Genomic DNA, 16,158 nt, shown 5'->3' with positions numbered 1-16,158 from the left:
TTTTAGTTGCGTGACCAAACGCGGGGTAGCGCACGCCATAGCCACCAGTGCCACGGCATCTCTTGGATGTCTTTTTCTAAACAAGTTGTAGCTTCTTGCAGGGCCAGCTCTGGGTCTTCGGGTAATGCGCTTATTTCAAATTTCAGGCTTTCACCCACTTCTTTGACACTGATATAAACAAGGGCAGCACCTGTTCGCTTTGCAATTCGCAATGAGCCAGTTGCCAGATGTGCTGTGCCGCCTAAAAATGGAGCACTGAGTTTTTTGTCGCTGGTAGATTCAACGCCATCAAAGGCCATGAGCAAGCTGTTGCCAGCTTTGAGGTTGGCGTAGATCCGCAAGGGTGAATCGTCAGAGGTGATCCATTCGCCGCCGCAAAACATGAAACCATTCTTGAGTTTTTGCGTGAGGTAGGTGCGCCAGTTTTCGTCAGGCGCTGTGGCTTCTGTGATGGCGGTGGTAAACACACCAAAGCCATGTCCCAAAAATCTCAGGGCTGGGCCTAACATGAAGTATCTGCCGTAGTGGGGCACCAGCAGCAGAACGCCTTTGCCTTTGTTTTCTGCTGCCACCAAATGTTCTAAGCCAAGCACCTCCAACAGATGGCCGGTGTTGCCAGCCGTCATGCGCGGCATTCTGTAGCTGTCGAGGGTGTCGCGCGCCATCAGTTGGCAAAAGCGTTTGGAATAGGTGTCAATTAAATCGGCATTGAGCACCGGAATTTGCTGCATCTGCTGCGCCACTTCCATACGCTCGGTGGTGTTCAGGTATTTCCAATCCAGAAAGCCGATGAAGGTGGCCAAGGCGTAGCTCTGTTTAGCGGGCAACAATGCCAGCGCAGGAAACACCACGCGCATTCGAAACTTCTTAAGCCAAAACTGAATGCTAGCGTTCATGTTCAAGACGTGCCCGCATCAGTCCACCGGTGTGGCAAAGACACAATGCCAATTTCTGAATCGGCTTGATGCACGGTAAGCTTGGCCACTTTTTCTGCAGGCTCGTAAATGTGAATGCCTTTTTCACACATGAGCAGAACGTTCACCCAGTACACGCCCTTCAGCAAGGGGAAGTTGTCATAACTCAGCAAAGCTGAGCCCTCTCCATTGGCTGAAACTTGCAGAGGCACTTTGTCGTTCACGGTGCCAGCACTGGCGATCTCGCTGCCTTCGGTGTCGGTAATGACCACGGCTACGCTGGGTGCAGGCAAGTTCACATCGCACAAAAAGTCGAGCTGAATTTGCACCAAGCTTTTACGTGAAGACACTTGCAGGTCTTTGCCGTCTAAGCCATCAGAGTACACAGTGACACGCTTGATGTAGGCCACACCTGCAGGTGCTTTGACGACGTCAGAAGACGAAACGGACGATGCATTCGCTTGCAGTCCCGAATTGCCATTGCCGCTTAACTTGCTCAGCATGGCGTTGTAGGCCACGATGGCTTTGGCGGGCTCGCCCATCACTTGCACTTGACCGCCGTCTAACCAGATCACGCGGTCGCAAATGGCTTCTACTTGGTACAAGGAGTGCGAGCAAAAGAGAATGGTTTTGCCAGCGTCGCGCAGTGCAATGATGCGGTCAAACGATTTTCTGGAAAACGAACCGTCGCCTACAGACAATGCTTCATCAATCACCAAAATATCGGGGTCGACGCTGGTGGCAATGGAGAATGCCAAGCGCACGTACATGCCCGATGAGTAGGTTTTAACGGGCTGGTCAATGAAGGCTCCAATGTCGGCAAAGGCAATGATGTCCTCAAGTCGGTCTTTGATTTCTTGATCGGTTAAGCCCAAGACACTGGCATTCATGAAAATGTTTTCACGACCCGTGAACTCTGGGTTAAAACCCGCACCGAGCTCTAACAGGGCAGCCACGCGTCCAAATGCTTGCACACTCCCTGCGCTGGGTGTGAGGGTGCCGCATAATATTTGCAGCAGTGTGGATTTGCCAGCACCGTTGCGCCCAATGATGCCTAAGGTCTCACCTTTTTTGACTTCAAAAGAGATGTCTTTCAAAGACCAAAATTCTCGGAAATAGTTCTTGACAGGTGAACCTAACAGTTTGCTGACCAGTGCTACAAGTGCCTGTTTCAGTCTATCGCTGGGCTGTGCGTACATGTGGTAACACTTGCTCATGTGCGACACACGAATGGCTGTCTGACGATCAGTCAAAGGCAGTGAACTTGCTTGGAGAGATTCAGAGGACATCTGCAAACCCAGTTCGCATGGACTTGAATGCCAAAAGACCCAACCACGCTACCAACAAAGAAACAATTGAGTAGATCAGCAAGCCACCAAAGTCTGGCCAAGTACCCCAGATCAAAACGTTTCTGGCCTGCTCAATGACAAACGTTAGCGGATTCCAATACAGCATCTTTTGCAAAGACTCGGGCAGCGCTGTAGAGGGATAAAAAATGGGGCTGAGAAACATCAAAGCTGTTAATGCCATGCCAATGATTTGGCCGATATCGCGAAAGAACACGCCGACAGAAGCCAGCAACCACGACAAACCCATGATCATTGGAACCAGGATGAGCAGGACGAATGGAAACAAAAGCGCAGACAGATGCAAGGGCATGCCCGCGACTGCAATGAAGATCAAAATAACCCCATAACCCATGAGCAAGTGAAACATGGCCGAGCCAAGTGAAATCCATGGCAACACTTCCAATGGAAAAATGACTTTTTTTACATAATTGGCGTTGCTTAAGATCAAAGTGGGCGCACGGGCAATGCACTCTGAGAAAAGGTTGAAAACCAGTAAGCCTGCATACAACACAATGGCAAATTCAAACTGACTTTCGCCTACCTTATGGCCATTGCCAGACCAGCGCGATTGAAAGACCACGCTGAAGAAAAAGGTGTAAACCGCCAGCATCAAAATAGGATTGATAACTGCCCATAAAATGCCTAGCAATGAACCTTTGTAGCGCGAAGCGACTTCCCTCAAGACCATGTGCTTGATCAATATGCGGTATTGCCACAAGCTTGAGAAAATGTGTTTGGGATTCATGCTGCCATTATCCAATGACTAGCGTTGGATGATTTCGTTTATCAGACCCAGTTTTTTCTCGTTTTGGCTAATGAAGCTGGGTTGAATGAGTGCTTGTTGGCCCATGCGCAAGCCATTTTCGAAATCTGTTTTGGCGTCTAGGATACGCCTTGGAAAGGCAGATGCATATGCCGCAGATTTAACAAATACACCCACAAAATCTTGCCACTGGCCACCGCCTTGTTGCACATAGCTTTCTAGCAGCTCGGTGTCTAGGCCGTTGCGCGCTGACCACTTGATCAACGCGCGGCCACTGTCAGGGTAAAAGCGCCAACAGTCGACTGGGAACTGATGGAAATTGCCAGCAGATGGTGCGTTCAAATAAAACAGCCCGTTAGGCTTTAACACGCGCAGCACTTCCAAGTACACCAACCAGAACATTTCAGAGTGTTCAAAACACGAGCTAGACAAAACGATGTCAACTGACTCGCAGTCAAAGGGGAGGGTGTAGGGGTCGTCCAACACAATGTCGACACCTTTTGCTGCTTGAAAATCTAAACCAATGTAATCGAATGCATCGGGACAAACTTGACGCAAACTGCCATTGACATCTTGGGAACCAATTTCGATGACTTTGGTTTTTTTAGAAAAATCAAATGAATTGGCGTAAGCATCAAAGAAGCTTTGAGCATTGCTCATTGCGGTGGGGTGCATATTTCTGTGCGTTTGGTGGATCTGGTGTTGACACTTGTATTTTACGACGGCACCAGTCAAAGGGTTTTTGCAAAATGAAAAATAAAAAAGGCAGCTGTCGAAACAGCTGCCTTTTGGCTTGAGTCGAGTCTTGCTTAACTCAGACTCAAGTCAATCACCAGTGAGTTATTGGTGAGACCTGTTAAGGTGATCGTGGGTGAACCATCGGCTTTAAGCAGGTCGGGATGCAGTGTTACAACTGCTTGCTCAATACCATACAGTTTGTCGGTTCCAAAGTTGGAGTCGGACCAGCCTAATGCATAGGTGGTGTTCATATGCTTAGCTTCCCAATATGGGTTCGTTGCATCACCACCTGTGTTGACCAAAGTGAATCTCACCAGTTCCGTTGTTGTGGTACCAATTGTTTGTGTCACTTTGATCGTTTTGTCGGCTGTTGACTTCACAACTTGGATGCTTGGCGTACCACCTGAAGTTGCTGGTTTCCAATAGACAGCTGCACGGTCTTGCGTTCCATCGCCACCTGTCAAGGTGTCACTGCCGCTACTCAACATGAATAAATCATCAAACATAGTGCCAGTCAGTGTGTCGTTGCCACCTTGGTCGGCGATCATTAGACCTTTGTTGTTATTTGACAGGTTTTTGTTTGAGTTAAGGAATTCATCCATCAACGTTTGCATATTTCCTGTATCTGCAAACGAGGTACCTGTAGCCAATCCTGCATAAGACTTTCCTGCAATGACTTGGTAAGCTTGGTCAGCTGTTTCATAAACAGTAATGTCTTTTGCCAATAAATAGGATACGGGTGAGGTTGTTCCAACTTCAGCACCAGTTGGTCGTCCATTGTTGTCTAAATCAAACCAATTGCGTACATCAAACAATTCAATGTTTCGAAGCAGGTCAATGCCTATGACCGTGGTAGGTGCAGCTGGGTCATATTTCACAACAGCAAACTCCGGCGTAGTGCCCGAAGCAATGTTGTACTTCGTCATCATGCTGGTTTTGGCGTTGCTAATGAGGGTCGTTACAGCGGAGTCTACGGTGGTAGACGTTAACAAGTCGTAGTTATCACTTAAACGAACAACCTTAAAGTTTGAAGCGCTGACGTTATTTGTTAAGGACACAGCCGCATTATCTGCAACAGATTGCGCAACACGGTAGTTATCTCGGGCGATTCGTATGGTGCCAGCACCTGTTGATGTATCGTACTTTGCATAACCCTCGTCTGTACCACCATCAATCCAGTTGTAGCCAGTGTTGCTGACAACAATGGTGTCTGAAAAGTTGGTACCTGTAACGTAGTGATCGCCAGTTCCCGCCATGATGTAGGCACCCCGTGCATTGGCGTAATTAACCACGCTGGAAAGCGTGAAGTTGGCTGGTAAATCGGGTGTTACTTTGTCAACGGACGGAACGGGATAAGCCTTCTTGTTGGCAATGAAATCATCAATGGCAGATTGCGCATTGATCACATTCACAAAATTTCCACCGTTTAAGTTGAAATAGAAAGGGCCGAAGTCTGGGTCGTTTAGGTCGATAAAGCGCCAATTGACGATGGGTTTGTCCAGGTTGATATAACCGTAGGAGCTCAGTTCAGAACTTTCACGAATGCCGTTGTTATTGGCATCGTTCCATAAACGGAAACCAACATACTCAACGTTTTTGAGGTAATTGATGGAAGAGACTGCAGCGCCATTCTTCGTTCCCGTCATGGTCGCTTTGATTGTGTAGCCATTGTTGAAGGCTGAAAGATCTGTACCAGAACTGCCTGCATCCAATCTAATGATGCCGAGGTTGCTAACTTCAGCCGTGCTCTTGATTTCGAAGCGGAGTTGGTCTGAGGGGGCTTCGGCGCCCCAATAAGACCGCCCTGTTTCAATCCAAGCGGGTGTCCAATTGGTGCGGCCAATCTCAGTGCCACCATCAATGTAATTTGTGCCAATGCCCGCATCAATGATGTCGGCATTGGCTGTGCCAATAACCGTATCACCACCTCCGCTGAGGTTGATGTAGGTGCTGAGCTTAGAGTTACGCCAATCATCTTTGGCAATAGTTGATGTAGGCAGGGCAGCCATCATGGCGGCAGCATCGATTACTTCGCCATTAGGGGTGCCGTTAAAGTTAATTGTTGTCTTGGTGGCATCAGCGCCCACTGGATAGTCTGCAGTCGGTTTGAGTTTTAAGACAAATGGATTGACATCCGTAATCCCACCTGTGGTGTATTGATACGTTCCATCTGTATTTTTAAGCGATGGATCCAACAAAATAATGAGCTCTTCAACATTTTTGAATGTGTCAGGTGCTCCAGCAATTGTGAAGTTGGTGTTGGAACCATAGCCCAATGCATAAGTAGAACTGAGTTGCTCAATCGTGCCGCCGATATCGGTTAAGGTAATTCTGGCTAGATTGGTTGAAGTTCCAGCAACTGTTTGCGCAATGGTGATGACATTGCCGCTTTGAGTTGTGCTCAAAGTTCCTGATGCTGCTGGTTTCCAATAGAAAGCAATTCTGTCGTTATTACCTTTGCCACCATCGATGGTGTCTTGTCCAGCACAGAGCCAAAAGAAGTCGTTGAAGTCAGTGCCAGTGATGCTGTCATTTCCACTGACATCAGCCATCCGAATTCCCAAGTTCTTAGCCTGTTCAGCAGCGCCAATTCCAGGCTGCATTTCAGTCTTGAGATTAATGGTTTCGTTTAGGAATGTTCCGCTGTAAGTTCCAGAATATTGCATTCCGCCAACTATGGACATCCCTAGGTCAGTAGTCAGGTGGATGGCATTGTCAGATTCCAATGAGTAATTCAGGTAGGTACCAGAGAACTCAGCGCCACCTTGTTTCAAATCTTGGTTCGCATCAATCCAAAGTCTAAATTCAATGCTTTCAATGTCATCCATGAGTTGGACGCCAGTAAGTTTATTGAAGTCATCGTATGAAACGAGTGCAAATTTGTAATCCTTTTGTGCGACGCCCTTGGCCAGAGCAAAACCTGTAATTGCAGCAATGTCTGCAGATGTCGCGGCTGTACCGCTGATCCAGTTGGCGTTGTCTGCAAGGTTGATCAGGTGATGTCTTTCTTTGTTAAATCTGTCTGAACCCAGTAGATTTGCAGTTGAGAGGAAGTTGTCAACATTGGCTGCCAAAGCAAAGCTAACTTCGTTCTTGGACAAATCCACAACAGGGGCATCCAAGTTGGCAAAAGACATAAATTCACGAGTTCCATTGCCATCTAAATCAACGTACCCTGCAAAAATTGAGTATTTCAAATCAGCCACAGCCTTGGCATTGTCCAGCGCTGTTTGGAATTTGGCTGCTGTATCAGCATCCTGCAAGTCAGTCCAAATTTTCTGCATTTGGTCGCTGGTTGCATTGAAACTGACTTTTCCAGCCTTAGGCAATAGAACAATAAAAGGTCGGTCATCGTTTGTGACGGTGTAGGTGCCAGTTACATCATCTCCTGCGTTTGAAGGTGTAAGTCCAATTGAGAATGCTTTGGCGGTACCAGTTGCCAATTTGATAAATGACTTGCCTAAGTACGCAGACTGAATTTCGACTTCTTCAGTGACTCTGACTGTGTCTTTTGATAAGGTTAAAGTATTGTTATAAAGCCAATAGCCAATATCAGTGCCACCATTGATGATGTTTTTGCCTTTGTTGCTGACCAAAATGTAATCTGCGAAGTCAGTTCCCTTGATGTTGTGATCACCATTGCCAGCAGCAATGTAAGCACCAAACGATGAAGACACTTTGGCAATGTCTGAAAGCTTGAAGCTGGCAGGTAAGTCAGTGCTCGATGTTGGGTACAACTTTCTAGTGGTAATGAAGTCATTGATCAATGAACTGGCATCAATGTTGGGCGTAAATTCTGAGCCCATGACGAAAAAGTTAGAAGGTGGTACAGAACTACTTCCTTTGACACCGTAGACCATGCTAACTTGAGCTGTTTGTAAAGCAGGGAAGCCAAAGCCCACAACTTCATTGCCCCAGTCATTATTGCCATTGCCGTTTAAATCTGTCCAAACTTTGAGAGCCACTTGCTCTACGTTTTTAATGTAGGTGATGCTGTCAAAAGTTTTGATCTTGTAAAGGTAACCTTTTGCAAAGGCCTCTGGATCATCGCTAGCAGTAACGTTGTAAATTTCAACACTTCGAGCGCCGCCTTCTTTGTCAAAGAGCAATTGCAGTGAGTCGTAAGCGTTGGTGGACGTTGAGTTCGCCCAAGTTTGGCGGCCAATGTTGTCGCCACCATCTACATAGTTCACTGCATTGTTCCAAGTCGTTACAGTGATCATGTCGGGTCCAGATGAACCTACGATAGTGTCACTTCCGCCTTGGCCAGCATTGATGTTGATTTCTAATTTGGTACCGGCCCAATTGAGTTTTGGATCTGTTGAGCTGGGCAATGTTTTAAGTAGCTCAGGCACATTGATTGTGTCTGAGCTATTGGTACCATTAATCCAAACGGTGTTTTTCGTGGCGTCGCCATTGTTTGGGTAGCCGATTGTGGCGGCTAAACCAAATCCAGATACATAGGTAACTTCAGTTTGCCAATCACGTTGGTCATTGCCATTGGTATCAATCCACTTCTGTATGTTCACACTCTCAATATTTTTCAAGTAGGCGAGGGTTCTGGTGCCAGCCATGAGTTTGTGCGTGTAGCCTGAGCCAAAGACGTTTACGTCTGGTGAATCGGTAGTTGCAGTTGTAATTTGAGGTGCTACTAATTTAACAACTTGGATTGTTTTGGCCTCAGCATCTGTTTCTACGAAGACATCAACAGTGTCTTGAGCGTTTTGCCCCCATGGTGATGTACCTGAATTGGCGCCACCATCAAAATAATCAATTCCTGAATCTTTAAGAACAATGTTGAAGTTATCGCCATAGGGAGAACCAACTGCAATGTCGTCGCCACCGCGCATGTCGACCCACAAGCCACGCTTGTTTTGTTCCATCAAAGTTTTGGTGGCTGCACTGACAGTTTCAGAGTTGGCTACGGTACCTGTGTAATCAAATTTTTCATTGGCGGATACACCATTGACCCATGCGAAGTGCATTTGGTCAACTAGCTTATTGCCGTTGTCAACTTTGGTGGGGTCAGTGGGGTTGAGTCTGATCTCGCCAACATCCAACGCTAAATTCCGCCACTGGCCAGCAAGCCAAGTGTTATTGGCATCGTTCACATTGATGCTGATTGCTTCAATGTTTTTCAGGTAATCAGTTTCTGAGCCGCCTCCAGCAATTGGTCGAACGATCTTCCATTGGAACTCTGATCGATCTGATGGCAGGATGCTGATTGAAGAAATCAGGGCTTTTGCATCTGCTTGGTTGGCCGCGACCAATCGAATTTCAAAAACGTCGCGACCCTTTTCACCTGTTGGTGCTATTTGGCTGCCGCCATCTACTTCATCGTTGCCTAGGCCACCATTGATGTTGTCAGAATAGTCACTGCCCGTGATCTTGTCGTCGCCTTGGCTAGCATCGACCCAAAGTCCACGCTTGTATTGATCTTGCAGGGCTAGCAAATTGCTTGAGACCAAGGTCTTGGCATTGATGGTGTCATCACCTTCAGTGCCATTGATCCAAGCAAAGTGATATTGCTCTGAAACTTTGGAGCCCCATTCGGTTTTTGTAGGGTCTGTGGCACTGCGGCGCATTTCATTCACATCCACAGCAAGTCGAATGTTGCCATACCACGACATTTCGTTCTTGTTGGGATCTGCGTCCCATTGACGTTGTTCATCGCCATTAATGTCTGTCCAAACTTGGATGTTGACGAACTCAATGTTCTTGACGTATGCCAGAACTGTCAGAATGTTGCCTGAAGTGTCAGTGGTTACAACTTTGCTTGTAAACGCTCTGGCTTTTGCAATACCTTCTTCGGTGCCTGCTGAAGCACTAGGGTCAATTGGGAAAACCTTGATTGTCGCGGCTGCCGATCTAGAAGAAACAAACACATCAAGGGTGTCAATGGCTCGGTTGCCCCATGGCGTTGTGCCGTCATTCAAGCCGCCATCAATATAGCGAATGCCTGGGCCAGAAATATTAAAGCTGTCACCATAAGGTGAACCCACAATTTCGTCAGTGCCACCACCCAAGTCGACCCACAAGCCACGCTTGTTTTGATCCATCAATGCCTTGCCAGCTGCACTGACAGTTTCAGCGCCAACAATTGTGGTTCCTGTGTAGTCAAAAAACTCATTGGAGGGTGTGCCATTCACCCAAGCAAAGTGCATTTGATCGCTTACTTTGCTACCCCATTCGGTTTTGCTGCTGTCGGTTGGGTTAAGACGCATTTCACCCACATTGAGGGCAATGTTTTGCCAGCGTCCAGCAAGCCATTGATTGCTTGGGGAGTTGACGTTGATGTTAACGGCCTCAATGTTTTTGAGATAGTCAACTTGAACCACTACATTGTTTGCATCGCGCTGTTCAACTTTCCACTGATAGCCAGCTCGTTCGCTTGTAGGTAATACCTTGACCCTAGATAAAAGCAGCGCAGCATCTGATTGGTTTGCAGCTACAAGGCGGATTTCAAAAACGTCTTGACCTTTGGTGCCTGTGGGGGCAATTTGTTGTCCACCATCTACTAAATCGTTGCCTGAACCACCTACGATATTGTCGGAGTAGTCACTGCCTGTAATGGTGTCATCGCCTGCGCCGGCATCAACAAAAAGGCCACGCTTGTAAAGATTTTGAAGCGCAGTTGTACTGCTAGGTACGAGGCTTTTCACAACAATGGTGTCATTGGCGTCTGTGCCATTGATCCATGCCATGTGATAGGCATCGGAGAGTTTGGAGCCCCATTCGGTCTTGGTGGCGTCAGTGGTGCTGACGCGAATTGCATTGACATCCACCACAAGGCGAATGTTGGAGACACCTGTCATTTCGTTTTTAGTGGCGTCCTGGTCCCATTGCCGTAAACCGTCCCCATTGCGGTCATTCCAAATTTGGATGTTGACGTATTCGATGTTCTTGATGTAAGCCAGAACAGTTTCAGTGTTTCCAGCACCAGTTAAGACAACTTTGTTGGTGAAGCCGTTTGTTTTCGCGGCACCTTCCTCACCAGTTGTGCTGGTGAGTGCTTTGACTTTAATCAAGGCAGCTTGGGATTGGTCAACCACATAAACATCCAAGTTGTCACTGGCATTGTTCCCCCAACGGTCTTTACCCAAGTTATCGCCGCCGTCAATATAGCGAGTGCCCATGGCCGCGATGCCAAATGCTGATGCGTAAATGCCAAAGCCATCGGCGTAGGGTGAGCCCACAATCTTGTCGTTGCCGCCACCCATGTCGACCCAAACACCGCGCTTGTATTGGTCCATCAAGGCTTTTGTTGCGGCCGTCACCGTGGCAGCGCCAGCAGTTGCACCTGTGTAATCGAAAGACTCGGTTGATGAATTACCATTTACCCATGCGAAGTGTCCTTGATCGGCTACTTTAGAGCCCCATTCGGTGAGGCTTGAGTCTGTTTTGTTCAGTCGAATCTCACCCACATCCAATGCAATGGACTGCCAACGACCCGCAAGCCATTGGTTGGTGGTGGGGTGACTGATATTGATGCTGACAGCCTCGATGTTGATCAGGTAATCAGTTTCTACAACTGCGCTCGAATCATTGAGGCGTTGGACCATCCATGTATAGCTAGGATTGTCAGATGGCAAGACTTTAATCTTGGAGAGTAAGGTTTGAGCTGTCGCTTGATCGGCGGCCGTGAGGCGTATTTCAAAGACGTCTTGGCCCTTATCGCCCGTTGGTGCGATATTGGTGCCGCCATCGATCATGTCGTTACCAGCTCCACCTTGAATATTGTCGGAATAAGCAGATCCAGTGATGGTGTCGTTGCCTGCGCCTGCATCAATCCATAAGCCACGCTTGTTGTTAGCCATCAAAGTTTTAGTTCGATCGCTGATTAAAACGTCGGCAACAATTGAATCGGCACTCAAGGTACCGTTGATCCAAGCGTAGTGCCAAGCTTCACTGAGCTTCATGCCCCAGTCTGTCTTGGTGGCATCGTTGGGGTCGAGCCTGACCTCACCAACATTGACAGCCAATTGAATATTTTTGGCCCATTTGGATTCATTCAGTGCAGGGTCTGAATTCCACTGAACCCGATCATCTCCATTGAAGTCTTTCCAGAGTTGAATGTTAACTTGCTCAATATTCTTCAAGTAAGCGAGAACTGTATCCCCGCGCTTTAGAACATGGGTATAGCCGCCATTGACAAATTCAGCGTCATTGCTGGGAATTAATGAAACTGTAATTGTCGAGACCAATGTGTCGATGACAGTTGTATTGCTGTAATCAGCCGGGTCTAGTTTGATGTAAACATCAACACCATCGGTTGCAGGGTTGCCCCAGGGTGTTGTGCCTAAATTGGTGTCGCCATCGATGCGTTTGACTCCTGTTGCCGACACATTGAAATTATCACCATAGGGTGAGCCCTTCACAGTGTCGTTACCACTTCCGAGGTCGACCCAAATACCACGCATATTTGTATCCATTAGCGTTCGCGTAGCGCTGCTAATACTGCTTGGGGAATTTAAGTCGGTGAAGTCATATGCGTCATCGCCAGGTGTGCCGTTTATCCATGCGTAATGGAATTGTTCACTCATCAGTGACCCCCAAGCTGTCTTGCTTGAGTTGCTTGGGTCTAGACGTACTTCACCTACATTCAGTCCAAGGCTGTACTCTTTTTGCACAGACTCAAGTGTGCCAACACCAATCACTATCTTGACTTTTTTGACTGTGCTGTCGATATTGTCTGTGGTTTTGCCTGCACTGGTTGCGAGTGCGCCTGTGTATTTAAGGATGTATCCATTGCCAGATCTCTCAAGGGTTACCAGACTTACGTCTGAGAGCGAAGTCAACTTGAGTGTGGTGACGCCATCAGTTGTGTTAATTGAAGTAAATGCCATGATGTTTCTCGCTATTTCAAAAATCTAGTTCAGGAAGTGATTTACATTGATACAAGGGTTGCTGATCGTTAGATGCGCTTAGACAACAATCTTGTCTGCTGTTAGTGCGGGCGTGCCGATGAGTTTCACCAACTCTTTTGCAGCCGTAGCACCATTTCCATCGGTGTCGAAAAACAATGAGCCACCTTGGTAAATGAAGGTGGCATTTCCTGTGGTTGGTGTACTTGTAGTAAAACGATTTACAGGAACACTTTGACCAGCAGTGAGTCCATAAGTCGTTAAGAAGTTTGGAGTACTCGTAAAAAAGCTACCTAAGTCCACCAAAATGTAGTCGTCTGTATTTGAAAAACTAGTAATGTCATCTACCGCAACGCTGGCATCGTTCGCAAAGACATTGAAAATGTCATTACCGTTTGATCCCTGCAAGATGTCATAGCCAATATTGCCGCGAACATCCAAAGATGACCCCGCCCGAGCAACAGTGGTGCCAATAGGCACCGTGGTAACTGTCACAACAGATTCAGCATTGCCCTGAACGTCAATATAAGAGACCAAGGCAGAAATTTTGCTGCCAGCCAGCTCAGGTATGAGTACCAATTCATTGGCTGTTGCGCCATTGATAGCGCGACCATCGGCTAGCCATTGGTACTTGAATGCGTTGGCACCAGAAGTAGGAATGCCATCTTCATCAGTTATGGTGTTGACGAGCGAAAGTTTTTGACCAACCGTTGGGGAGCCAGTAATTGTGAGGTTGCCGGTTGGGCTGTCATTCAGGTTGGAAACTGTCGTCGAGTTTGTGCTGGTGACAGCTTCGTTGGTGCCATGGCTATCTGTGTATTTCACACGAGCCGTGATTGTCTTGCCAACTTGGGCTTGTCCTAAAGTTAATGTGCTACCAGACTGACCTGTAATGATGGTGTCGTTGGCTAACCACTCGTAACTTAAGGTGCCGATGACGTCAGTGTCAGTCAAGTTTTGGACAATTTTGATAACTTGGTCTTCACTTGCAGCTGTAATGCTTACATTGGTTGAATTGTTTGCAACATAAACATTGCCAACTGGCAGTTGGTTTAAATTGGCAATGGGACCAAAATTGCCACTGGTTTTAGACTCTGAAAACCCTTGGCCATCGGTGTAGCTGGCAATGACAGTAATCGTTTTTCCAACCATGGCTTCGGTGAGCAGAAGTTCATTTGAGGTTTGCCCACTGATGTTGACGCCGTCTTGGCGCCACTGGTATGTTACGGTGCCCATGCCATCCGCATCGTCCATGGTTGTGCTGCTGGCAGTAACTGTTTCGCCTTCTCTTGGTTGAGTGGCAGACAAGGTCACTGTGCCAGTACCAATGTTGTTGATGTTTTGAACTGTGCCAGCAATGGACTGGCTGAAGTTGTTTGTGATGCCTTTGCCATCTAAGTCTGTGTAAGCTGCAGCAACAGAGATGACTTTTCCAACTTCGCTACGGGTTAATGTGTAAGAGGTGCCAGTTGCACCTGTGATGGCTGCACCATCGGCTTTCCATTGAAAACTCAATGCGCCAGTGCCGCTGGTTGGGATGCCGTCATCATCTGCCAAAGTGGATGTAACCGAGAGTACATCACCAACTCTAAGGTTGTTAGGAGTGGCGCCGCTAAGTTGAATGCTTCCAGTGGAGGGATCGTCAATATTCGCAATTGTTTTTGTTTCGTCGAAAGTACTGCTGACAGTGGTTTTGGTGCCATAGCTGTCTGTGTATGACACGCTGGCAGTAATGACGCTACCTACATGTGCTTGTGTCAACGTAAAAGTATTGGCTGTCGCTCCAGGGATAGGCTTATTGTTCATCAGCCACTGATAAGTCAAACCGCTCGGTGTTGAATTGGCGAAGTCATTGTCGCGTAAAGCTGAAGAGTCAATGTTTAAGACAGAGTCTTCAAGTAGTGTGCCGTTGATACTAATGCCGCCTGTGGCTTCGTCATCGATATTTAGTACGGGGTTGGTAGGCGTACTCCAAACAATTTCTTGATTGCCCAACAAATCAAGGTAAGTTGCTTTGACTCGGAAAATATCGCCCACATTTGATTGTGTGAGGCTTAAGCTGTTTGCTGTAACGTTAGTCGCAATGCCATTTTTGTACCAAAGATAAGCGATATTGCCGTTGATGCCATCTAAGTCAGCTATGGTGTCGACCAAAGTGAGGGTGCTGTCTTCCTCGGGTGCCCCAGAGATCACTACAGATCCTGAGGGCGGATTGCCAGACGTGGTTGTTTTGGTTGAAGTGCCGCTTGAATTGCCTGCAGCATCCAGCACGGCAGGCACGTTGACAACTGCATTTAAACCAATGTAGGTGTCTTCTGGGTCTTCAAAGGAGAGCGTAATTGTTTTGCCATCTGAACCTAGCGTTGCATCATTCAATGTGATTGCAACGTTATTGAATTTGACTACGAAATTTGATTTTGCAGGCAATGTTGATGCATCCACATCGCTGTCGTAAGTGAGGTAGATGTTGTTGCCCAAGCGATTGGCGCTGATGATTGTGGGTGCTAAGTTGTCGTAGGTGAACGTCAACGAGTTGTTGGTGTCTGTTTCGTCAGCATTTTGATTTCCTGCTGCATCTGCAAATTTGTTGTTGCTAACGCTCACCAATGCATTGGATGAATTGGGTGTCAAAGTAGCTGTGTAACTTGTGCCACTACCCGTAAAATTTGAGATTGAGCCGCCGACAACAGTGATGTCAGATGCATCAAAGTCGGTTGAGACTTCGCTTAAAGTAAAAGTGATCGTCGCAGTGTCACCAGCTTTGAGCAAAGACTTGCTGGTAGTCGTGAGCGCAATCGTTGGCGCTATGGTGTCGACAGCTGGGGTGCTTCCGCCGCCACCGCCGCCACCGCCGCCACCGCCGCCACCGCCGCCACCACCACCACCACCACCAGCGGGTTTTACGGGTGGTTTAACAGGTGTCACAACGGTCGCGTTGGCGTTGACGGTGGAACCGCCAGGCACAGCATCGGTTGTCACCCCAGCTGCAATCGCGCCGGCCTTGGCTTCTGTGACCAGCTTTGCGACATCACCAGCGGCAAAGCTTTTGTCGATGTTGCCCAATGCCGCACTTATGTCTGCGGCAGAGGGTGGTTTAGGCGTTGTGCCAGGTGCAGCAGGTGTGGTGCTGGCCAGTGCAGTTTTGAGTTGCTCCACCACACTGCCTTGCGTTACGGCCGCTGTTTTGGACATCGCGGTGAGCGACTCTGCAATCGTTGCGCCTTGCGCTGCTGTGTTGAGCAAGGTGTTGCTTTGCGAGACCACCTTGGCAATGCTGCTCAAGGACTCTGGACTCAGTGTGGTCTTGTTGATCTCTGCCGCTTTGGTCACTGCCGCTTGCAAGCTGGTGGTGTTCTTCAAATCGAACGTTGCAGCAGGTGTAGTTGGTGTAGTTGGTGTAGTTGGTGTAGTTGGTGTAGTTGGTGTAGTTGGTGTAGTTGGTGTAGTCGGTGTGGTTGGCGTTGTAGGCGCAGTAGTAACCGAGCTAGAGATGGCGCTGGCCAAAGCCGAGACCACCGCCTGGCTGGCAC

7 protein-coding genes and 1 pseudogene are annotated in these 16,158 nt (G+C 47.8%); 1 reads left to right on the top strand and 7 read right to left on the bottom strand.

Going from position 1 to position 16,158, the window contains the following annotated elements; translation table 11 throughout:
- Positions 1–2: 2 nt before the first annotated feature.
- The 7 genes and pseudogenes from B9Z46_RS14770 to B9Z46_RS14745 form a co-directional block, all read right to left on the bottom strand.
- Positions 3–896 (bottom strand): lysophospholipid acyltransferase family protein, encoded by an 894-nt coding sequence (locus B9Z46_RS14770; RefSeq protein ID WP_108257356.1) that lies wholly within the window; start codon positions 894–896, stop codon positions 3–5.
- 2 nt (positions 897–898) lie between these two features.
- Positions 899–2,167 carry an ABC transporter ATP-binding protein gene (locus tag B9Z46_RS14765; protein WP_233246036.1) on the bottom strand — a complete coding sequence of 423 codons (1,269 nt, stop codon included), beginning with the start codon at positions 2,165–2,167 and terminating at the stop codon, positions 899–901.
- A 25-nt stretch (positions 2,168–2,192) separates the two neighbouring features.
- A complete protein-coding gene (locus B9Z46_RS14760; RefSeq protein WP_108257354.1) occupies positions 2,193–3,008 on the bottom strand; it encodes an ABC transporter permease in 816 nt (271 codons plus the stop codon).
- Between the two features lie 18 nt (positions 3,009–3,026).
- Positions 3,027–3,701 (bottom strand): methyltransferase domain-containing protein, encoded by a 675-nt coding sequence (locus B9Z46_RS14755; protein WP_108257353.1) that lies wholly within the window; start codon positions 3,699–3,701, stop codon positions 3,027–3,029.
- A 134-nt stretch (positions 3,702–3,835) separates the two neighbouring features.
- Complete coding sequence (locus tag B9Z46_RS14750; RefSeq protein WP_146179279.1) at positions 3,836–10,984, bottom strand: hypothetical protein; 7,149 nt, start codon at positions 10,982–10,984, stop codon at positions 3,836–3,838.
- A gap of 489 nt (positions 10,985–11,473) precedes the next feature.
- A pseudogene (locus B9Z46_RS15315) lies at positions 11,474–11,581 on the bottom strand (hypothetical protein); the annotation flags it as partial.
- A gap of 1,107 nt (positions 11,582–12,688) precedes the next feature.
- The gene (locus B9Z46_RS14745; protein WP_199220624.1) at positions 12,689–15,691 is read right to left on the bottom strand and encodes an Ig-like domain-containing protein; all 3,003 of its coding nucleotides are present in this window, start codon (positions 15,689–15,691) and stop codon (positions 12,689–12,691) included.
- A 10-nt stretch (positions 15,692–15,701) separates the two neighbouring features.
- Between B9Z46_RS14745 and B9Z46_RS15245 the strand changes: the two genes are divergently transcribed.
- Positions 15,702–16,158, top strand: a 457-nt coding sequence (locus B9Z46_RS15245; protein WP_199220623.1) for a hypothetical protein, incomplete at its 3' end; no start/stop codon positions are given.

The organism is Limnohabitans sp. Hippo4 (assembly GCF_003063605.1).
GTDB lineage: Bacteria > Pseudomonadota > Gammaproteobacteria > Burkholderiales > Burkholderiaceae_C > Limnohabitans_A.
Note: the sequence above shows the minus strand (reverse complement) of the source record. Positions and strands in the feature narration are given on the sequence as shown.